Source organism: Pseudoroseicyclus sp. CXY001 (assembly GCF_041714655.1).
Classification (GTDB): Bacteria; Pseudomonadota; Alphaproteobacteria; order Rhodobacterales; family Rhodobacteraceae; genus Pseudoroseicyclus_A.
Genome location: NZ_CP168219.1, coordinates 2,060,716 through 2,079,813 on the forward strand (window position 1 = coordinate 2,060,716; position 19,098 = coordinate 2,079,813).

18 protein-coding genes and 1 tRNA gene are annotated in these 19,098 nt (G+C 69.1%); 10 read left to right on the top strand and 9 right to left on the bottom strand.

The window, feature by feature from the left end; translation table 11 throughout:
* Positions 1-17 precede the first annotated feature (17 nt).
* From fabG to ACAZ03_RS10080, 3 genes are all read right to left on the bottom strand, one after another.
* Complete coding sequence (gene fabG / locus ACAZ03_RS10070) at positions 18-755, bottom strand: 3-oxoacyl-[acyl-carrier-protein] reductase (protein ID WP_373353239.1); 738 nt, start codon at positions 753-755, stop codon at positions 18-20.
* Between the two features lie 5 nt (positions 756-760).
* Positions 761-1,702, bottom strand: a complete 942-nt coding sequence (gene fabD, locus ACAZ03_RS10075) for an ACP S-malonyltransferase (protein WP_373353241.1) — start codon at positions 1,700-1,702, stop codon at positions 761-763.
* Between the two features lie 151 nt (positions 1,703-1,853).
* Positions 1,854-2,513, bottom strand: coding sequence for a hypothetical protein (locus tag ACAZ03_RS10080; protein WP_373353243.1), 660 nt, complete (start codon positions 2,511-2,513; stop codon positions 1,854-1,856).
* A 246-nt stretch (positions 2,514-2,759) separates the two neighbouring features.
* Here ACAZ03_RS10080 and rpsF point away from each other — a divergent pair, with 246 nt between their 5' ends.
* From rpsF to ACAZ03_RS10100, 4 genes are all read left to right on the top strand, one after another.
* Positions 2,760-3,119 (top strand): 30S ribosomal protein S6, encoded by a 360-nt coding sequence (gene rpsF / locus ACAZ03_RS10085; RefSeq protein ID WP_373353244.1) that lies wholly within the window; start codon positions 2,760-2,762, stop codon positions 3,117-3,119.
* A 23-nt stretch (positions 3,120-3,142) separates the two neighbouring features.
* Positions 3,143-3,370, top strand: coding sequence for a 30S ribosomal protein S18 (gene rpsR / locus ACAZ03_RS10090; protein WP_018301115.1), 228 nt, complete (start codon positions 3,143-3,145; stop codon positions 3,368-3,370).
* 10 nt (positions 3,371-3,380) lie between these two features.
* A complete protein-coding gene (gene rplI, locus ACAZ03_RS10095; RefSeq protein WP_373353247.1) occupies positions 3,381-4,001 on the top strand; it encodes a 50S ribosomal protein L9 in 621 nt (206 codons plus the stop codon).
* Positions 4,002-4,340: 339 nt separating this feature from the next.
* Complete coding sequence (locus ACAZ03_RS10100; protein ID WP_373353248.1) at positions 4,341-5,408, top strand: HWE histidine kinase domain-containing protein; 1,068 nt, start codon at positions 4,341-4,343, stop codon at positions 5,406-5,408.
* Between the two features lie 168 nt (positions 5,409-5,576).
* Here the strand turns inward: ACAZ03_RS10100 and ACAZ03_RS10105 are convergent, their stop codons facing one another.
* Positions 5,577-6,839 carry an Hsp70 family protein gene (locus tag ACAZ03_RS10105; protein WP_373353250.1) on the bottom strand — a complete coding sequence of 421 codons (1,263 nt, stop codon included), beginning with the start codon at positions 6,837-6,839 and terminating at the stop codon, positions 5,577-5,579.
* Between the two features lie 142 nt (positions 6,840-6,981).
* On the opposite strand from ACAZ03_RS10105, the gene ACAZ03_RS10110 reads away from it, so the two are divergent.
* A complete protein-coding gene (locus tag ACAZ03_RS10110; RefSeq protein WP_373353252.1) occupies positions 6,982-8,943 on the top strand; it encodes a bifunctional 2',3'-cyclic-nucleotide 2'-phosphodiesterase/3'-nucleotidase in 1,962 nt (653 codons plus the stop codon).
* Between the two features lie 241 nt (positions 8,944-9,184).
* Here the strand turns inward: ACAZ03_RS10110 and tig are convergent, their stop codons facing one another.
* On the bottom strand, positions 9,185-10,519 hold the full coding sequence (gene tig, locus ACAZ03_RS10115; protein WP_373353253.1) for a trigger factor: 1,335 nt from the start codon (positions 10,517-10,519) through the stop codon (positions 9,185-9,187).
* 26 nt (positions 10,520-10,545) lie between these two features.
* A tRNA-Leu gene (locus tag ACAZ03_RS10120) sits at positions 10,546-10,630 on the bottom strand.
* Positions 10,631-10,850: 220 nt separating this feature from the next.
* Between ACAZ03_RS10120 and ACAZ03_RS10125 the strand changes: the two genes are divergently transcribed.
* A complete protein-coding gene (locus ACAZ03_RS10125; protein WP_373353254.1) occupies positions 10,851-11,327 on the top strand; it encodes a Hint domain-containing protein in 477 nt (158 codons plus the stop codon).
* On the opposite strand, the gene ACAZ03_RS10130 is transcribed toward ACAZ03_RS10125, so the two are convergent.
* Positions 11,328-12,815 carry an NAD(P)H-hydrate dehydratase gene (locus ACAZ03_RS10130; protein WP_373353255.1) on the bottom strand — a complete coding sequence of 496 codons (1,488 nt, stop codon included), beginning with the start codon at positions 12,813-12,815 and terminating at the stop codon, positions 11,328-11,330.
* A gap of 181 nt (positions 12,816-12,996) precedes the next feature.
* Between ACAZ03_RS10130 and ACAZ03_RS10135 the strand changes: the two genes are divergently transcribed.
* From ACAZ03_RS10135 to ACAZ03_RS10145, 3 genes are all read left to right on the top strand, one after another.
* Positions 12,997-13,335 carry a P-II family nitrogen regulator gene (locus tag ACAZ03_RS10135; RefSeq protein WP_373353256.1) on the top strand — a complete coding sequence of 113 codons (339 nt, stop codon included), beginning with the start codon at positions 12,997-12,999 and terminating at the stop codon, positions 13,333-13,335.
* A 57-nt stretch (positions 13,336-13,392) separates the two neighbouring features.
* A complete protein-coding gene (gene glnA, locus ACAZ03_RS10140; protein WP_373353258.1) occupies positions 13,393-14,799 on the top strand; it encodes a type I glutamate--ammonia ligase in 1,407 nt (468 codons plus the stop codon).
* 307 nt (positions 14,800-15,106) lie between these two features.
* Positions 15,107-15,952 (top strand): hypothetical protein, encoded by an 846-nt coding sequence (locus ACAZ03_RS10145; protein WP_373353259.1) that lies wholly within the window; start codon positions 15,107-15,109, stop codon positions 15,950-15,952.
* Here the strand turns inward: ACAZ03_RS10145 and ACAZ03_RS10150 are convergent.
* Complete coding sequence (locus ACAZ03_RS10150; protein ID WP_373353260.1) at positions 15,949-16,659, bottom strand: DUF3445 domain-containing protein; 711 nt, start codon at positions 16,657-16,659, stop codon at positions 15,949-15,951. The two genes, ACAZ03_RS10145 and ACAZ03_RS10150, sit on opposite strands and share 4 nt — an antisense overlap.
* Before the next feature lie 115 nt (positions 16,660-16,774).
* Here ACAZ03_RS10150 and dddP point away from each other — a divergent pair, with 115 nt between their 5' ends.
* Positions 16,775-18,133, top strand: a complete 1,359-nt coding sequence (gene dddP / locus ACAZ03_RS10155; protein ID WP_373353262.1) for a dimethylsulfonioproprionate lyase DddP — start codon at positions 16,775-16,777, stop codon at positions 18,131-18,133.
* A 311-nt stretch (positions 18,134-18,444) separates the two neighbouring features.
* Here the strand turns inward: dddP and ACAZ03_RS10160 are convergent, their stop codons facing one another.
* Positions 18,445-19,053 (bottom strand): biotin transporter BioY, encoded by a 609-nt coding sequence (locus tag ACAZ03_RS10160; protein WP_373353264.1) that lies wholly within the window; start codon positions 19,051-19,053, stop codon positions 18,445-18,447.
* Positions 19,054-19,098: the final 45 nt, after the last annotated feature.

The following is a 19,098-nucleotide window of genomic DNA, read 5'->3' on the forward strand; positions in this document are numbered from 1 at the left end:
GGCCCGCCCGATCGGCGTCAGAGCATTGCCATTCCGCCGTTCACATGCAGCGTGGCGCCGGTCACATAGGCCGCTTCCTCGCTGGCGAGATAAAGGACGGCGGCGGCAATATCCTCGGGCGAGCCCATGCGGCCGAGGGGGATCTGCCCCATGATCGCCTCCTGCTGCGCCTCGCTCAGCTTGTCGGTCATCGGCGTCGCGATGAAGCCGGGCGCCACCGCGTTGACGGTGATGCCGCGGCTCGCCACCTCCTGCGCCAGCGCCTTGCCGAAGCCGATCATGCCGGCCTTGGCGGCGGCGTAATTCGCCTGCCCCGGATTGCCGGTGGCGCCGACGATGGACGAGATGTTGACGATCCGCCCCCAGCGGGACTTCATCATCCCCCGGATGGCGCCCCGGCAAAGCTTGACCGTGGCGTTGAGGTTCACTTCCAGCACCTCCGACCATTCCTCGTCGCTCATGCGCATGAAGATGTTGTCGCGGGTGATGCCGGCGTTGTTGACGAGGATGTCGAGGCTGCCCATCGCCTCCGCCGCCTCTTTCGGCAGCGCGGCCACGGCCACGGGATCGGAGAGGTTGCAGGGCAGCACATGCGCCCGCTCGCCGAGCTCGCCCGCGAGCGCCTGCAGCGGCGCCTCGCGGGTGCCGGACAGCCCGACGGTGGCGCCGGCGCCGTGCAGCGCGCGGGCGATGGCGGCGCCGATGCCGCCCGAGGCGCCTGTGACGAGGGCGGTCTTGCCGGTGAGGTCGAACATCGGGATCACTCCTTGAGGCTTTGCGCGGCCGCGGCCGCCTCGTCGGGCGTGCCGACGGTCTTGGTCTCGATCTCCTTGGCGATCCGGCGGATCATGCCGGTCAGCGCCTTGCCGGCGCCGATCTCCCAGGTCTCCGTCACGCCGGCCTCGGCCATGTGCATGACCGATTCCCGCCAGCGGACCGACCCGGTGACCTGCGCGACGAGAAGGTCGCGGATCTCGGCCGGCTCGGTCACGGGCCGCGCCGTGACATTGGCGACGAGCGGCACATTCGGCGCCAGGATCTCCACCTCCGCCAGCGCCTCGGCCATCCGCTCGGCGGCGGGCTGCATGAGCGCGGAGTGGAAGGGGGCGGAGACGGGCAGCGGCAGCGCCCGCTTGGCCCCCGCCTCCTTGCAGAGCGCCATGGCCCGCTCGACGGCGGGCGCGTGGCCGGAAAGGACGACCTGCGCGGGGTCGTTGTCATTGGCGGCCTGCACGATCTCTTCGGGGCTGGTCGCCTTGGCAGCGATTTCCGCCACCTGCTCGAAGGACAGGCCGAGAATGGCGGCCATGGCGCCGACCCCGGCGGGGACGGCCTCCTGCATGGCATCGCCGCGGATGCGCAGAAGCCGGGCGGTGTCTTTCAGGCTGAGCGCGCCCGCGGCGGCGAGCGCCGAATATTCGCCAAGCGAATGGCCGGCGACGAGCCCGGCGTCGGAGATGTCGACGCCCTCGGCCTCGAGCGCGCGGAAGGCGGCAAGCGAGGTGGCCATGAGCGCCGGCTGGGCGTTGCGGGTGAGGGTCAGCGTCTCGATCTCGCCCTCCCAGATGAGGGCGGAGAGCGGCTCGCCGAGCGTGTCGTCGACCTCGTCGAAGACGGCGCGGGCCTCGGGATAGGCCTCGGCCAGGGCCTTGCCCATGCCGATCACCTGGGCCCCCTGCCCCGGAAACACGAATGCCCGCATCATCTTCTCCCGTTTGCCACGACTGCCCGCCGGTCTAGCGAAAGCCGGGATGGGCGACAAGGAAAGGGAGCGCGGATGATCCGCGCCGCAGGTGGAGGTCGATCTGGAAATCTCAGGCGGAGACCTTTGGTCCCCGATCCGGCGTGAGCCCTCAGGCGGCCGGCTGGGCCAGCGGCGGCAGGCGGGCGGGCCGCGGGCTGCCGGGCGCATTGGCGGGCTCGGGCCGGCTCTGCCGGGGGCGGACCATCAGGTCCCGCCCGATCCGGTCGCGCAGCGCCAGAAGCGCATCCTCCGGCCCCTGCGCCACATGGATGAGCCGCGTCGAATTGCCGAGCCGCAGCACCAGCGTCGCCCGCTGATCGCCCCGCTCGGGCCGGCGGGTCAGGAAGACGCCGCCGACATCGGCAAAGGCCACGCGCCCCGCCAGCGTCGGCAGGCCGGCGCGGTTGCGCAGCACCTCGCGCACCTCGCCCTGGGCGATGTCGATCTGCACCTCGGCCCGCGTGCCGCGGCTGCCGACCCACAGGAGCGTCGCCCCGAACCCGGCGAGCACGACGGAGGCGATGAGCCGGAAGGCCACCAGGGTCGCGCTGTCGCCGCCCATCGGCATGAGCCAGAGCCCCGCCGTCAGCGCCAGCCCCAGGATGCCGCCGCTCGTCGCCAGCACCTGCAGGGCCGCCATCAGCTCCGTCATCGGCGTGACCTTGCGGATCACATAGCCCCAATAGGCCTCCTCCACCCGATGCCGGGCGGCGGGGGCGCGCGCCGCCTTGCGGCGGCTGCGGGCGACGGGTTGCAGGACAGTGGTCATGAGACGCGGCCTCTCTTCGCGGTCGATGCCGCATCTGACGCAGCGAATGGGGCCGAAACCGGGCAGGCTCGTGGTGAGGGCAGGGAAAATGGGCCGGGCGCGCGGCCTTGCCACGCCGGCCCTGATCTGTATAAGGCCGCATTCCTTCCGCGAGACGTTCTTAACCGCGCAGTCTCTCGTGGGGTGGCCCGCGGAAGGTTCTTGGCCCCCCTTTGAAATGCGCCGCGACAAGAGAAGTGGAGAGTCATGCCCCTTTACGAGCATGTCTTTATTGCGCGTCAGGACCTGTCCAACACGCAAGCCGAAGGCCTCATCGAGCATTTCGGCACGGTCCTCAGCGACAACGGTGGCCAGGTCCTCGATACCGAGTATTGGGGCATCAAGACGATGGCCTACAAGATCAACAAGAACCGCAAGGGCCACTACGCCTTCATGCGCACCGACAGCCCGGCCAATGCCGTGCAGGAAATGGAGCGCCTGATGCGCCTGCATGACGACGTCATGCGCGTGCTGACCATTAAGGTCGAGGCACATGAGGATGGCCCCTCGGTGCAGATGCAAAAGCGCGACGACCGCGACCGCGGCGACCGCCGCGACCGCCGCTGATCTCGTAGGAAAGGACCGGACACATGGCCGCCAAACCGTTTTTCCGCCGCCGCAAGACCGACCCGTTCGAGGGCGAGGGCGCACCCGTCATCGACTACAAGGACACGCGTCTGCTGCAGCGCTACATCTCCGAGCGGGGCAAGATCGTCCCCTCCCGGATCACCGCCGTCGGCTCCAAGAACCAGCGTAAGCTCGCCCAGGCGATCAAGCGTGCCCGGTTCCTGGCGCTGCTCCCCTACGCCGTGAAGTAAGGAGACCGACATGGATGTCATCCTGCTCGAACGCGTCGCCAAGCTCGGCCAGATGGGCGAAGTGGTGAAGGTGAAAGAGGGCTACGCCCGCAATTTCCTTCTCCCCCAGGGCAAGGCCCTGCGCGCCAATGACGAGAACATGAAGCGGTTCGAGACCGAGAAGGCCCAGCTCGAGGCCCGCAATCTCGAAACCCGCAAGGAAGCCGAGGCCCTCGCCACCAAGCTCGACGGCGAAGCCTTCGTCATCATCCGCTCCGCCTCCGACGGCGGCGCGCTCTACGGCTCCGTCACCCCGCGTGACGCCGCCGAGGCCGCCACCGCCGAGGGCTACTCGATCGACCGCAAGCAGGTCGTGCTCTCTCCGATCAAGGAGCTGGGCCTGCACGAGGTGACCGTCGTCCTCCACCCGGAGGTCGAGGTGACGATCAAGCTCAACGTCGCCCGCTCGCCGGAAGAGGCCGAGCTTCAGGCCTCCGGCAAATCCATCCAGGAGCTTGCCGCCGAGGAAGAAGCCGCCGCCGAATTCGAGATCGCCGAGCTCTTCGACGATCTCGGCTCGGCCGGTTCGGACGATTACGACGATCCGCGCGACGCCCGCCCCGAAGAGGCGAGCGAAGAGGAGCGCGACTAGGCACCCCTTTTCAGGGACCAGCGAAGGGCCGCACCCTTGTGGTGCGGCCCTTTTCATTCGGCCCCACGCCCCCGGCACATGCGAATCTTGGCGACAATCCGCCAAGGCTCCCCTGCCCGCTCGGCGCGATCCCGCTTCCCCGCGATCGGGGCCCCGGATAATTTCAGGCAGCGGCTTGTCTGAATTTACCAATCATTCATCTTTCTGCCGGCTCCGCCTATCGAATGATCTCTTGGCCTTGTACCGCCGGCATGGCACCATCGAATCACCTCCGGTCAGGACTTGAACTTGGACACCAGCATTCCCGTTCTTCCCCCTTTCCTGCGCGGACGCGGCGAGATGCCCTCCGCCATCGGCACGAAGGATTGGTCCTCGACACCGATCGGCGCGCCGGAGGATTGGCCCGCCGCGCTGAAGATCGCCGTCTCGATGATGCTCAACTCGGCCTTTCCCAAGTGCCTGTGCTGGGGCGACGAGCTGGTCATGATCTACAACGACGCCTTCATCTCCATACTCGGGGGCAAGCATCCCTGCCTCGGCCGGCCCTTCTTCGACGTCTGGAGCGAGGAGGAGGAGACGCTGCGCCCCATCTCCGCCGCCGCCCTCGCCGGCGAGGCGACCTTCATCGAGGATTTCCCGCTCGAGACCAACCGCAACGGTGCCTTCGAGACGGCCTATTTCACCTTCTGCTACAGCCCCGTCTGTGACGAAGAGGGCGTGGTGCGCGGCATGCTCGACACCGTGATCGAGACCACCGGTAAGGTCCGCGCCGAGCAGATGGCCACCTTGCGCAACCGCGAGCTCGTCCACCGCTCGCGCAATGCCTACGGCCTCGTCTCGGCGCTGGTGAACCAGACGATCCGCGGCCGGACGGATGTCGCCGAGATCAAGGTGGCGCTGCAGAAGCGCATCGCCGCGCTGGTGCGCGCCCAGGACGTGCTGATGGAGGCGCCGACCTCGCTCGGCCATCTGGAGAATGTCGCCCAGCGGGCCCTCATGCCCTTCGACGATCACGTGAGGCGCATCAGTCTCGAGGGCCCGGAGGTGCTGATCGGCCAGGATCAGGTGACGACCCTCAGCCTCGCGCTGCACGAGCTCGCCACCAATTCGGTGAAATACGGCGCGCTCAGCGTGGACGATGGCCGCGTCGACATCTCCTGGGATGTGGCCGCCGGCGCCACCGGCACGCTCCTCACCTTCACCTGGTGCGAAAGCGGCGGCCCGCCCGTCACCATGCCCTCCAGCACCGGCTTCGGCAGCCGCATCATCGGCGAGGTGCTGCCGCAGAGTTTCGGCGGCGATGTCACGGTCGATTATGCCGAGACCGGCCTGACGCTGACCTTGGTCGCCGATCTCGGCCTGCCGGGCGACCGCCTGCCGGTCGAGGCGCAGGCCCCCGCCGCCTGACCCGGCGCGCCGCCGGCCCCCTGCCCGTCGTCCCCCTGTCTTTGCTCCCGGGCATCCTCGGGGGGAGTCGGCCCCCCCGGGGCCGGCGGGGGGCAGACAGCCCCCCATGCCCGCTCTCCGCCCGGCGCCCGGCCCGGGGCAGCGCCCAATATTCTTCGCAGAAGAATTTTAGGGCCCCCGCCCTCTGCCGCGCGCCGCCGACTCCATCGCCAGCCCCGCTGCGACGGCGGTGAAGACCTCGCTGAAGACGTGCTCCGCCTCCGGCAGCGCCGCCTGCATGGCGCCCTTCACCTGGCCGAGGAGCGAGGAGCCCCCCACATAGGTGACCCGCGCCACGTCGCCCGGGCTTGCCCCCGCCATCTGCAACGTCTCCATCGCGCCGGCGCGGATGCGCTCGGCGAAGGGCGCCAGGATCGCCGCCAGCGCCATCTCCTCGATCGCCACCTGAAGCCCCGGCTCGATTACGCCGAGATCGGCGCTGCCGCGGCGCTCGCGGCCGTTGGCGGCGATCTTGCCGGCCTCGACGGCGAAGGCGATGTCATGGCCGAGCTCGCTCACCAGCACCTCCTCCAGCCGCGCGAAGGGGCGGGGCTCGACGGCGAGCCCCTTCATGTCGCGCACCATGCGGAGCGTCTGGGGGCTGTAGAGGAAGGGGATCTTCTCCCATGTCGCCAGCTCGGCGAAGAGCGCCGTCGGCGCCTCGAGCAACCCCTCGCCCATCTCGCGGCGGAGCATCCCGCCCCGGCCGAGATGCGGCATGACCAGCTCGAAGGAGAGCGCCCGGTCGAAATCCGTCCCGCCGATGCGGAGCCCGTGGCTGACGAGCGTGCGGACCCCGCCCTCCCCCGCCTCGTAGAGCGAGAAGTCGGAGGTGCCGCCGCCGATGTCGACGACGAGCCCCAGCCCGCGCTCCGGCGGGCCGCCGGCGATGGCCGCCGCCTCAGGCTCGGGGAGGAAGTCCACCTGCCCGAACCCCGCCGCCTCGTAAGCGGCGCGGAGGTCCGCCTCCGCCGCATCGTCGCGGGCGGCATCGGCCTCGTGGAAATGCACCGGCCGGCCGGAGAGGACGCGGGTGACGGGCTGGCCGAGCTCCGCCTCGGCAGCGGCGCGGAGCCGCCCGAGGAACCGGCCGATGATCTCGACGAAGGTCAGCCGCTCGTTGAGGAGCTGCCGTGGTTCGTGCATGAGCGGCGTGCCAAGCACGCGCTTCAGGGCGCGCATGTAGCGCCCCTCCCGCCCCTCGATCAGCGCCGCGCCGGCGGCATGGCCGATCAGCGTCTCCCGGCTGTCGTAATCGAAGAAGAAGGCCGTCGGCAGCGTCTCGTCGCCGCCCTCCACGGGGATCATGCGCACGGCGCCGTCCCGCAGCACGGCGGCAGCGGAATTCGAGGTGCCGAAGTCGATTCCCAGCGTGATGTCACCACCGCCCATGCGCGCGTTCCCTGCCCGAAAGGCGGGCGCAATAGGCGGCGGGGGCAGCGAGGTCAAGCCGACCCTGGCACCCTCGCGACGGCACGGTTGTCACAAAGATCGGCTTGGCTGCATCCTGACAGGATCAATGGGGAGAACCGACATGCCAATCCGCCTGACACGCCGCGGCTTCATCGCCGGCACCGCCGGGGCCTTCGCGCTCCATCCCTTCTCCGCCCGCGCCCAGGCCGGCCAGGCGCATCTGCGCCTGATGGAGACGACCGACATCCACATGCATATCTGGCCCTACGATTATTACGCCGACCGGCCGATCGACACGGCTGGCCTCAGCCGCACCGCGACGCTGATCGAGGCGGTCCGGGCCGAATCGACCAATTCGCTCCTACTCGACAACGGCGACTTCCTGCAGGGCAATCCGATGGGCGATTACATGGCCTATGAGAAGGGCATGGAGGACGGCGACGTCCACCCGATCATGAAGGCGATGAACACGCTTGGCGTCGATGCCTCGACGCTCGGCAACCACGAGTTCAACTACGGGCTGAGCTTCCTCGAGAAGTCGCTCGCCGGCGCCGACTTCCCGATCGTCACCTGCAATGTCGTCACCGCCATGGGCGCCACGCCCACCGAGGACGAGACGCTGATCCCGCCCTATGTGATCCTCGAGCAGGACATCACCGACGGCGCGGGCGAGACCTTCCCCTTGAAGATCGGCATCATCGGCGTCGTGCCGCCGCAGATCATGCAATGGGACCGGGGGCATCTGGAGGGCAATGTCGAGGTCCGCGACATCGTCGAGGCGGTCTCCGCCTATGTGCCGAAAATGAAGGAAGAGGGCGCCGAGATCATCATCGCGCTCTCGCATTCGGGCATCGGCTCGGCCGAGCACGAGATGATGATGGAGAACGCCGCCGTGCCGCTCGCCGCCATCGAGGGCATCGACGCGATCATGACCGGCCATTTGCATCTCGTCTTCCCGGGCCCGAACTACGAGGGCTGGGAGGGTGTAGATGCCACCGCCGGCACCATCTCCGGCAAGCCCGGCGTCATGGCCGGCTTCTGGGGCAGCCACATGGGCCTCATCGACCTCATGCTCGAGCGGCAGGGCGATGCCTGGGTGATCGCCGGCCATTCGGTCGAGGCGCGGCCGATCTCGATGCGCAACGAGGCCGGCGAGACCGTGCCCACCGTCGAGAGCTTCGAGCCGGTCGAACAGGCGGTCGCCGCTGAGCATGAGGAGACGCTGGAATACATCCGCCGCGCCGTCGGCGAGACGGATGCGCCCTTGCATTCCTACTTCGCCCTGGTGGCCGACGACCCCTCGGTGCAGATCGTCTCCAACGCGCAGATGTGGTATCTGGAGGACCAGCTCGCGGGGACGGAATATGCGGACCTGCCGCTCCTCTCCGCCGCCGCGCCCTTCAAGGCCGGCGGCCGGGCGGGGCCGGATTACTACACCGACGTGGCGACCGGCCCGGTGGCCATCAAGAACGTCGCCGACCTCTACCTTTACCCCAACACCATCCGCGCGGTGAAGATCACCGGCGCCGAGGTGAAGGACTGGCTGGAGCGCTCGGCGGGGATATTCAACCAGATCACCCCCGGCGAAGAGGGTCAGGTGCTTCTGAGCCCCGACTTCCCCTCCTACAATTTCGACGTGATCGACGGGGTGACCTACGAGATCGACCTCAGCCAGCCCTCGAAATTCGACCGGGACGGCAATGTGATGAATGCGGAGGCGAACCGGATCGTCAACCTGGAGTTCCAGGGCGAACCCATTGATCCCGAGCAGGAATTCGTGGTCGCCACCAACAATTACCGCGCCTCCGGCGGCGGCAGCTTCCCCGGGGCGGATGGCTCGACGATCATCTTCGAGGGGCCGGACACCAACCGCGACGTCATCGTGCGCTACATCGTCGATCAGGGCACGATCAGCCCCTCGGCCGACGGCAACTGGAGCTTCGCGCCGATGGAGGGCACGAGCGTGCTCTTCGACACCGGCCCGGCGGGGGCGGACTATGCGGACAGCGTGCCCGGCGTCACCATCGAGCCCACGGGCGAGATGACGGAAGAGGGCTTCGGCCGCTACCGCATCCCGCTCTGAGCGGGAATGCGCCTCAAAAGACTTCTGCGAAGAATTTTAGGGCGCTCTGCGGCGGGCGGGGCGCCAGGTTGAGACCGGGTCACGGGGGGCTGTCTGCCCCCCGTCGCCTTTGGCGACTCCCCCCGAGGATGCCCGGGAGCAAAGACATGGGGGGCCGGGCGCCGGGAGGCGCGCCGCGCGCATGGAAAAGGGCCGGCGGGGTCACCCTCGCCGGCCCTTAGCACGATCCCTGAGGCGGGGCTCAGACCTCGTCGTCGAGCGCTTCCACGGCCTTTTGCAGGTCGTCCTTGCTGACGGATTTCTCCGTCACGTCGGCCTCGGTGAAGATGTGATCCACCACCTTGTCCTCGAAAATCGGCGCCTGGATCTGCTGGCGGGCGCCGGAATTCTGCTGGACGTAGTCGAAGAACTGCCGCTCCTGCCCCGGATATTGCCGGGCCTGGTTGAGGATCGCCTGGGTCAGCTCGCTGTCGGAGACCTTGACCTCGGCCTTCTGGCCGATCTCGGCGAGGAGCAGGCCGAGCTTCACGCGGCGGACGGCGAGCTTCTTGTGCTCGTCGGTGGTCTCGATCGCATCATGGTCATGGCCGTGATGGTCGGGATTGTCCTCGTGCCAGAGCTGGTGAGCGATCTGGTTGGCCTCGGCCTCGACGAGGCTCGGCGGCAGATCGAATTCCACGGCCTTGTCCAGCGCATCGAGAAGGGCGCGCTTGGCGACGGCGCGGGAGGCGCCGGCATATTCGCTCTCGAGCCGCTCGGTGACCTGGGCCTTGAGGGCGTCGAGGTCGTCGGCGCCGTATTTCTTGGCGAGCTCGTCGTCGATCTCGGCGGGCTTGGGCTCCTTCACCGCCTTGACGGTGACGGAGAAGACGGCCTCCTTGCCGGCGAGATGCTCGGCCTGGTACTGCTCGGGGAAGGTGACGGTCACGTCCTTCTCTTCCTCGGCCTTCACGCCGACGAGCTGGTCCTCGAAGCCGGGGATGAAGGAGTTGGAGCCGAGCACGAGAGGATAATCCTCCGCCGCACCGCCCTCGAATTCCTCACCATCCACGCGGCCGACGAAGTCGATGACCACCTGGTCGCCGTCCTTCGCCTTGGAGCCCTTGCGGCGATCCTCGAAGTTCTGGGCGGAGCCGGCGAGGTTTTCCAGCGTCTCCTGCACGGCGGCGTCATCGGGCTCGACCACGAGCCGCTCGAGCTTGATCTTGGAAAAGTCGACCTCGGGCACCTCGGGCAGCGTCTCGTAGCTGACGGAGACCTCGACGTCGTCGCCTTCCTTCCAGTCCTCGTTGGTCATCTGGACATCGGGCTGCATCGCCGGGCGGTCGCCGCTCTTCTCGAGATGCTCGCTGAGGGCGCCGTCGATGCTCTCCTGCATCGCCTCGCCCATCAGGCGGGGGCCGAACTGCTTGCGCAGGAGCGCAATCGGCACCTTGCCCTTGCGGAATCCCTTCATCTCGATCCCGGGCTGGGCCTCCTTGAGCTTGCCCAGCACCTTCTCGTCCAGCTCGGCGGCGGTCAGCTTGATCTGGTAGCCGCGCTTCAGCCCGTCGTTGAGGGTCTCGGTGACCTGCATGTTCAGTCCTTCTACTCCAGTTCTCGTGGTGCGGGTGGAGGGACTTGAACCCCCACGCCTTGCGGCGCCAGAACCTAAATCTGGTGCGTCTACCGGTTCCGCCACACCCGCCCGTCTCGGGGCCGGGGCTCCCCGGCCGAAATCTCGGGGCTCTCTAGCAGGAGCGAGGGGGGGATGCGAGCCCAGAATGCAGGGGGCCGCGGCCTTGCGCGGGCCGGCTCCGGCGGCTGCCCGGGCCGCCACTCGGCGGCGGGGACGGCTGGCCCCAAATCTTGCCACAATCCTCTGGTTAACTTGAGATTGGAGACAGAACGTCCCCAACCGGATTCCGATGCGCGACGCGACCAATCCCATACCCCCCGCCCGCCCCGAGGGCGACGCGGCGGAGGACCAAACCGGGGACCACACCGGAGACCACGCCGAGGGCCTGCCCGCCGGCGCGCTCGTGCTCACGCTCGAGGGCGAGCGGCCGATCGAGACGCTGATGCCAGGCGAGCGGATCATCGCCTACAATTCCGGCACGGCGCGCCTGAAGGAGCTGGAACTTCTGCCCGGCCCCCACGCCCCCGTCTGCATCCGGGCGGGCGCGCTCGGGGAGTTCCGCCCGGCCTCCGATGCGGTCGTCGGCGCCGGTACGCGCGTGCAGCTTCATGGCGAGAGCAAATTCCGCCCGCCGCCCCTGCCCGCCTTCCGGCTCATCGACGGCGGCATGATCACCCGCGGCGCGCTGGCGCCGCTGGCGCTCTACCGCCCGCGCTTCCACCATCAGGAGGTGATCTATGCCGGGGGGCTGCTCCTCGCCTTCTAGTCAGGCGAGGCTGCGCAGGACGGCGGGCAGCGCCTCCGGCAGATCCTCCGCGATCAGCCCCGGCCCGACATGGCGGGCGGCGGCCTGATGCGCCCAGGCGGCGGAGGCGGCGGCGGCGAAGGGATCCCAGCCGCGCGCCAAGAGGCCGCCGATGATGCCGGCGAGCACGTCGCCGGCGCCGGCGGTGGCGAGCCAGGGCACCGCGCCCTCCCCCGCGGCGGCACTGATCGCGGCCCGGCCGGCCGGATCGGCGATCACCGTATCCGGCCCCTTGAGGAGGAGGACAGCCCCGAGCCGCGCCGCCGCCGCCCGCGTGGCGGCGAGCTTGGAGCCGCCGGCCGCCAACTCCTCCGCCAGATCGGGGCAGAGCCGGGCGAATTCGCCGGCATGGGGGGTGAGGACGCAGCGGGCGTGAAGCTGCGCCCGGAGGCTCTCGTCCTCCGCCAGCGCGGTCAGCGCATCGGCGTCGAGGACGGCCGGGCAGCCGCGCCCCAGCGCGACGGGAAGCAGCTCCGCCGCCCGCTGCACCCCTAATCCGGGGCCGAGGACCAGCGCGTTGATGCGCGGGTCGTCGAGCAGCGCCGCCGCCTCCTCCGCCCCCGCCGCCTTGCGCAGCATGATGGCGTCGAGCCGGGCGGCATTCTCCTGCAGGGCCGCCGGCGGCACGGCAATCGTCACCGCCCCGGCACCGATGCGCAGGCCCCCGCGAGCGGCGAGCCTAGCGGCGCCGCCCCGGCCGACGCCGCCGGCGAAGACCATCAGATGCCCGTGCTCGTATTTGTGCCCCTGCGCCTTTGTCGCGATGCCGCCCGGGCCGGCGAGCCGCACGGCCCCCTCTTCGGGCAGCCAGGGGCCGAGCCCGATGTCGGCCACGACAAGGGGCCCGGAGAGCGCGGCCCCCGGCGCCAGCACATGGCCGAGCTTCGGGGCGGCGAAGGTGACGGTCAGGTCGGCCGGCGCCTCCGGGAAGGGCCCCTCGGTGAGCACCTGCCCCGTCTCGGCGCTGAGGCCGGAGAGGATGTCGACCGCCACCAGCCGCGCCCCCGCCTCCTGCGCGAGGCCGAGCGCCCGCCCCACTGCGGCGGAGACGGGGCGACCGAGCCCCAGCCCGAAGAGCGCGTCGATGACCAGCGCCGCGCCGCGCAGGTCCTCCGGCTCCAGCGCCTCGAAGGGCCGGGGCGCGCCGCCCCAGGCGGCGGCCATGGCGTCCGCATCGCCCTTCGGCGGCCCGAGCGCGAAGACGTTGACCTCCCAACCGCGCTCCGCCAGCAGCCGCGCCACGACATAGCCGTCGCCGCCATTGCCCCCCTGCCCCGCCAGAACCACGGCCCGGCCCGGGGCCGCGGCAAGCTCCGGCCAGCGCGCCTGGGCGGCCGCGACCACCGCCGCCCCCGCGCGGGCCATGAGCTCCGCCCCCGTGACGCGGCCCGAGCCCATCGCGGCCGCCTCTACGTCACGCATCTGATCGGGGCTCAGAACGACTTGCATGGCGCCGCGACCTCCTTCATCCTCAATCCGCCCAATTCTTCATCAAGTGGCTGACCGATTGGGCAAAGGCGGCAGTTTCTCCCGGGAATGCCCGGCGCCGCCTCAGCCACACAAAGCTGCCGAATTGTGCAGTCCGCGCAAGCATGGTCTGCCACCGGGGGCGAGGTCCAGGGAGTCGTGCATGAAAAAGATCGAGGCGATCATCAAGCCGTTCAAACTCGACGAGGTGAAGGAGGCCCTGCAGGACGTGGGCGTCTCCGGGCTCTCGGTGGTCGAGGTCAAGGGCTTCGGCCGTCAGAAGGGCCATACCGAACTCTACCGCGGCGCTGAGTATGTCGTCGACTTCCTGCCCAAGGTGAAGGTCGAGATCGTGCTGTCCGATTCCCAGGTCGAGGCGGCAGTCGAGGCCATCATCGGCGCCGCGAAGACCGACAAGATCGGTGACGGCAAGATCTTCATTTCCCCCGTGGAGGAAGCGATCCGCATCCGCACGGGCGAGACCGGGGAAGAGGCGCTCTAGGCGCCCGACCGGACGACAATCTCCGAGCGAGAGACAACTTCAAGGGAAGGAACAGGAATGAGCAACGCTTCGGTTCTCAAGACCATCAAGGATGAGGACGTCGAATACGTCGACATCCGCTTTACCGATCCGCGCGGCAAGCTGCAGCACGTCACCGTCATGAGCGATCAGGTCGACGAGGATTTCCTCGACGAGGGCTTCATGTTCGACGGCTCGTCCATCGCCGGCTGGAAGTCCATCGACCAGTCCGACATGAAGCTGATGCCCGACCCGGACAGCGCCTACATGGATCCGTTCTACGCGGAGAAGACGCTGTGCCTGCATTGCACCGTCGTCGAGCCCGACACGATGGAAGCCTATGACCGCGACCCGCGCGGCACCGCCGAGAAGGCCGAGGCCTATCTCAAGGAAAGCGGCATCGGCGACACCGCCTACATGGGCCCCGAGGCCGAGTTCTTCGTCTTCGACAACGTCCGCTATGCCGTGTCGATGAACAAGGTCTCCTACGAGGTCGATGCCATCGACGGCGCCTGGAACACCGATACCGATTTCGAGATCGGCAACATGGGCCACCGCCCCGGCATCAAGGGCGGCTACTTCCCGGTGAACCCGGTCGACGACGCCCAGGACATGCGCGCCGAGATGCTCTCGACCATGAAGCGCATGGGCATGAAGGTCGACAAGCACCACCACGAGGTCGCCTCGTGCCAGCACGAGCTCGGGCTGATCTTCGGGACCGTCACCAAGCAGGCCGACGAGATCCAGAAGTACAAGTATGTCATCCAGAACGTCGCCGCCGCCTACGGCAAGTCGGCAACCTTCATGCCGAAGCCGATCGCCGGCGACAACGGCACGGGCATGCATGTCAACATGTCGATCTTCAAGGACGGCAAGCCGCTCTTCGCGGGCGACAAGTATGCCGACCTCTCCGATGAGGCCCTGTGGTACATCGGCGGCATCCTGAAGCACGCCAAGGCGCTCAACGCCATCACCAACCCGGGCACCAACAGCTACAAGCGCCTGATCCCGGGCTTCGAGGCGCCGGTGCTGCGCGCCTATTCCGCCCGCAACCGCTCGGGCTGCGTGCGGATTCCGTGGGCGGAGAGCCCGAAGGCCAAGCGTGTGGAAGCCCGCTTCCCCGACCCCTCGGCGAACCCCTACCTGGCGTTCTCGGCGCTGCTGATGGCCGGCCTCGACGGCATCAAGAACAAGATCGACCCGGGCCCGTCGTCCGACAAGGATCTCTACGATCTGCCGCCGGAAGAGCTCGCCTCGATCCCGACGGTCTGCGGCTCGCTCCGCGAGGCGCTGACCGAGCTCGAAGCCGATCACGAGTTCCTGCTCGCCGGCGACGTGTTCACGCGCGACCAGCTCGAGGGCTACATGGATCTGAAGTGGGAAGAGGTCTATGCCTACGAGCATTGCCCGCACCCCATCGAATACAAGATGTACTATTCCTGCTGATCCACTTTCCCGGGATCCGGCGGAAGACGAGGGGCGCCTTTCGGGGCGCCCCTTTTCGTTGGGCGATGGGCGCCCGCCCGGCGGCGACTCCGGGCCGCCCACCAAAAGCTCCGACCAAGCGCCATTCACGGCCGATTTTAGCAAAACTGGCGCAGACTCCGGGCAAACTCCGCGCAGCGCCAGATCAAACCCTTGAAACGCAACGTAAAACTTATGCCCCTCGGTGCCTCCCCGCCTTAAACATTCCTAAATCCCATCCCAGAGAAACCGGATTTGGAGGTAAATCATTAACCTAGTTGTTTATGGGATGCTGAATATGCCAGTCGCGCCGCAGAACCGCAGCAAGGTCGCCCAGTTCCTCTACCATCGCCGCGAGGCGCTGGAGTTCCGGCCGCTTGCCGAAGCCCTGCTTACCGTTCTCGAACGGCAGGCCGGCTGCGCGGCCGAGACGGAGTTCGGGGCGCGCCATGCCGTCTTCGTTCTGCCCGAGCTGACCGTCAGCCTCTCCTATGCGCCGAGCATCGTCGGGCCCTGGCAATCGGCGTTGACGCTCTGGCTCGACGGCGCCGAATGCCCCTCGCCCGCCGCGCCGCATCTGGGCTCGATCCGGGGCCTCATGATCTCTGCCGTCAACGCCGGCAACACGCCCGACCGGGTGATCCGCCACGAGGTGCAGGGCCCGGCGACCGAAGAGCTCATCGCGCAGCTTCAGGCCGCCCTGACGACCGCCGCCGCCCCGCCCCCGGTGAACGGGGCCGTGCCGATCCGCCCCGCGAGCGCCACGCCGCGCCGCCGCGATGGCGACGACAGCGGCCCGGGCACCCCCGGCGCGCGCGCCCCGATGCCGCCCGCCAATCGCGAGCCCGAGATGGAGGAGAACAGCCTCCAGACCGCAGACCAGCTTCGCCGCGCGCTCTATGCCGACGAGGATACGGAGGCCGAGGACGCGCCGCCCTCGAAGGTCCTGCGCCTCGCCGCCCATACGATCAACGCCTCGGTGATGGTCATCGCCCTGCCGGTCGGCGCGTCGCTGATGGTCTATTCGTGCCTGCGCGGCGAGAACCTCACGCTCTCCGCCCGCGCTATGGCGATCACCGGCATTACCGTCGGGCTGATGCGCATGGCGCCGGATCTGGCCGTCGTCGGCTTCTAGGCGCCGGGGAAGGCCTCGTTGCGCACCATCGCGGTGTGGATCGAGAAGAGGATCGCCCCCGTTTGCGGCAGACGCATCAGCGTCTGCCTTTCGCTTCTGAGATAGGGCTGCGCCCCGCCCGGATGCCGCGCCTTGCGGCTCATCGCCTCTGATTCCGGCCGGTGCAGGCGGAAATCCCGGTGCGGGTTGAGGTTCGCCCGCCAGACGATCTGCCCGGCGCGGAGGTTGGTGAACATCCGCTCCACCCGGAGGTTGACCCCCTGGTCATAGGGCGGCACCGGCACATGGATCCGCGCCATCGTCCGCCCCAGCTTCTCCGCCAGCGTCCAGCCGGAGGGGAAGGCGAGCGCCGCCGCCACCAGCACATGCTCCCCCTCCACCTCTTCCAGAAGGCAGATGTCGGCCTGGGTGATCCGCACGAGGCGCTGGAGCGGCGTGCCCTCGGGCGCGAGCCCCGTCTCGGCCCCGACAACCGCCAGCGCCTCGTCGATCGCCGCCTCCCGCCCCGGCAGCGCGCCCAGCACCAGCTCCGGCCGCTCGGCCAGAAGCCGCTCCTTCAGCGCCATCTGCGCGTCGAAACAGGCATCGGGCCAGAGCCATCTGCCCTCGATGCGGCGGAGGCGCGGCAGCGGGTCGCGTGCGGCCTCGAGCTGTTCCGGCGGCAGGGAATCGAGGAGGATCGGGGCGGGCTGGTCGAAATCGTGCATGGCGGCAGCCTTCCACGCGGCCGGCCGAAGCGCACCGGGAAATGTCGCGGACGGGCAGGATTTCGGCACCGCCGCCGGTGATCCTGCCCGCGATATGACCTCGGGGGGCTCCCGCATGAGCGAGCATTACGCCGACCGCCGCAAGATCGACCCCGCCCGCATCCTGCCGGGCGGCACCGAACTCCTCCCCGACGGCACGCCGAATGACGGCGACCGGGTGGAGATCGGGCCGACCGCCCTCGCCTTCGCCGAATGGGATGCGGCGGGGCTGCTGCCGCCCGACCTTGCCGCCATGCGCCGCTACCGGTGGGAGCGGCTGACGGCGGGGATCGTCGCCGCCGGCTGCGATGCGCTCCTGATGTTCGACCCGCTCAACATCCGCTACGCGACCGACAGCACCAACATGCAGCTCTGGAACAGCCACAACCCGTTCCGCGCCTGCCTGCTCTGCGCCGACGGGCATATGGTGCTCTTCGATTACAAGCATGCGCCGTTCCTGTCGTCCTTCAACCCGCTGGTGGCGGAGGTGCGGGGCGGCGCCTCCTTCTTCTACGCGGTGACGGGCGACCGTGGCGAGGCGGCGGCCGATGCCTTCGCCGGCCAGATCGCCGAGATCATGGCCGCGCATTGCGGCGCCGGCCGGCGGCTCGCCATCGACAAGATCCAGATCGCCGGGCTCCGCGCGCTCGAGGCGGCCGGCTTCACCGTGACCGAGGGCGAGGCGGTGACCGAGCGCGTCCGCGCCATCAAGGGGCCCGACGAGATCCTGGCCATGCGCTGCGCCATGCTGGCCTGCGAGGCGGCCATGACCGAGATGGAGGCCGCCGCCCGCGCCGGCGTGCCGCTCGGCTCGATGAGCGAGGATGACATCTGGGCCGTACTTCATGCCGAGAACATCCGCCGGGGCGGCGAATGGATCGAGACGCGGCTCCTCGCCTCCGGCCCCCGGACCAACCCGTGGTTCCAGGAATGCGGGCCGCGGATCGTCCGGCCGAACGAGATCGTGGCCTTCGACACCGATCTCATCGGCGCCTACGGCATCTGCGTCGACATCTCGCGCACATGGTGGATCGGCGACGCCCCGCCGCGCGCCGACATGGTCGCCGCCTTCGCCCATGCCCGGGCGCATATGGACGATCACATCTCCCGCCTCCGCCCCGGCGTGACGGTGGCGGAGCTGACCTTCGGCGGCCACCGGCTGGCGCCGGAGTTCTGGCGGCAGAAGTACTCCTGCAAGCTCCACGGTGTCGGGCTCTGCGACGAATGGCCCTTCGTCCCCTATGAGGACGGCCATGTCGAGGGTGCCTTTGACGTCGTGCTGGAGCCCGGCATGGTGCTCTGCGCCGAGGCGCTGGTCAGCCCCGAGGGCGGCGACTTCTCGATCAAGCTCGAGGATCAGGTGCTGATCACCGAGGACGGCTGCGAGAACCTGACGCACTACCCGTTCGATGCGGCGCTCTCCGCCATGGCGTAGGGTGGGTTTGCAACCAACCGCCCCTTCGCAACAGGCCTGACGGCGCCGCGCAGGGCGAGCGCCGGCCCGGGGGATGGCGCCCCGACGGTTCCGCGAGGCGCTTTATGGCGCAAGCCCGCCTTCGCTCCGAGCTATTGCCCAGCCTCACCAGAGCGCCAGCCCGCGGGCCGGGCCGGCGCTCGCCCTGCGCCTTCGGCGCACCGGGCGGGGGCACCGCACGACCGTCGGGACGCCCCGCAAACAAAAAGGCAGGGGATTCACCCCCTGCCCTTCGCGAGCCCGCCCGTCAGGGCGGGTCGAGCCTGCCGCCCTCAGCGGCCGGAGAGCTTCCAGGCCGCCGGCAGCATCACCGCGGCCAGCGCCAGCTTCACCGCGTCGCCCAGGAGGAAGTTGGTGAAGCTGTACTGGATCACCCAGTCCGCGCCGCGCTCGGCGAGGAAGAGATAGGCCATCCACGGCACGCCGAAGGCGTAGATCACGATATTGCCGAGGAGGAGCGCGCCGACCATGCCGCGCACCGACCGGCTCCAGCCGCGTTCGGCCAGCCAGCCGACCAGCGCGCCGGCGACCGCGAAGCCCACGAGGTAGCCGCCCGTCGGCCCGGCGAAATAGGCGAGCCCCGCCGCATCGCCGTTGAAGACGGAGACGCCCGCCGCGCCGACCGCCAGCCATGCGAGCAGCGTCAGCCCGCCGAGGCGGAACCCGAAGGCCGCGCCCACCAGCAGCGTCCCGAAGGTCTGCATGGTCAGCGGCACCGGCCAGAAGGGCACGCGGATCTTCGACATGACCGCGAGGAAGACGACGCCCAGCGCCACCAGCGCCACCTGCTTGGCGATCCGCCCCCGGCCCTCGGTCAGGCCGAAGGCCTCCGCCAGCGCCCTGTCTTCGCTCATCGTCACGGCCATGTCTGTCGTCCTCATCTCTGCCGGGCCCTGCCCTTTGCCAAGTCATGCCACGCTCCGGGG

What these genes read in the sequence shown, in the direction of transcription:
- fabG (WP_373353239.1), bottom strand. Translation starts at nt 755, where the DNA reads ATGTTCGACCTCACCGGCAAGACCGCCCTCGTCACAGGCGCCTCGGGC.
- fabD (WP_373353241.1), bottom strand. Translation starts at nt 1,702, where the DNA reads ATGCGGGCATTCGTGTTTCCGGGGCAGGGGGCCCAGGTGATCGGCATG.
- ACAZ03_RS10080 (WP_373353243.1), bottom strand. Translation starts at nt 2,513, where the DNA reads ATGACCACTGTCCTGCAACCCGTCGCCCGCAGCCGCCGCAAGGCGGCG.
- rpsF (WP_373353244.1), top strand. Translation starts at nt 2,760, where the DNA reads ATGCCCCTTTACGAGCATGTCTTTATTGCGCGTCAGGACCTGTCCAAC.
- rpsR (WP_018301115.1), top strand. Translation starts at nt 3,143, where the DNA reads ATGGCCGCCAAACCGTTTTTCCGCCGCCGCAAGACCGACCCGTTCGAG.
- rplI (WP_373353247.1), top strand. Translation starts at nt 3,381, where the DNA reads ATGGATGTCATCCTGCTCGAACGCGTCGCCAAGCTCGGCCAGATGGGC.
- ACAZ03_RS10100 (WP_373353248.1), top strand. Translation starts at nt 4,341, where the DNA reads ATGCCCTCCGCCATCGGCACGAAGGATTGGTCCTCGACACCGATCGGC.
- ACAZ03_RS10105 (WP_373353250.1), bottom strand. Translation starts at nt 6,839, where the DNA reads ATGGGCGGTGGTGACATCACGCTGGGAATCGACTTCGGCACCTCGAAT.
- ACAZ03_RS10110 (WP_373353252.1), top strand. Translation starts at nt 6,982, where the DNA reads ATGCCAATCCGCCTGACACGCCGCGGCTTCATCGCCGGCACCGCCGGG.
- tig (WP_373353253.1), bottom strand. Translation starts at nt 10,519, where the DNA reads ATGCAGGTCACCGAGACCCTCAACGACGGGCTGAAGCGCGGCTACCAG.
- ACAZ03_RS10125 (WP_373353254.1), top strand. Translation starts at nt 10,851, where the DNA reads ATGCGCGACGCGACCAATCCCATACCCCCCGCCCGCCCCGAGGGCGAC.
- ACAZ03_RS10130 (WP_373353255.1), bottom strand. Translation starts at nt 12,815, where the DNA reads ATGCAAGTCGTTCTGAGCCCCGATCAGATGCGTGACGTAGAGGCGGCC.
- ACAZ03_RS10135 (WP_373353256.1), top strand. Translation starts at nt 12,997, where the DNA reads ATGAAAAAGATCGAGGCGATCATCAAGCCGTTCAAACTCGACGAGGTG.
- glnA (WP_373353258.1), top strand. Translation starts at nt 13,393, where the DNA reads ATGAGCAACGCTTCGGTTCTCAAGACCATCAAGGATGAGGACGTCGAA.
- ACAZ03_RS10145 (WP_373353259.1), top strand. Translation starts at nt 15,107, where the DNA reads ATGCTGAATATGCCAGTCGCGCCGCAGAACCGCAGCAAGGTCGCCCAG.
- ACAZ03_RS10150 (WP_373353260.1), bottom strand. Translation starts at nt 16,659, where the DNA reads ATGCACGATTTCGACCAGCCCGCCCCGATCCTCCTCGATTCCCTGCCG.
- dddP (WP_373353262.1), top strand. Translation starts at nt 16,775, where the DNA reads ATGAGCGAGCATTACGCCGACCGCCGCAAGATCGACCCCGCCCGCATC.
- ACAZ03_RS10160 (WP_373353264.1), bottom strand. Translation starts at nt 19,053, where the DNA reads ATGAGGACGACAGACATGGCCGTGACGATGAGCGAAGACAGGGCGCTG.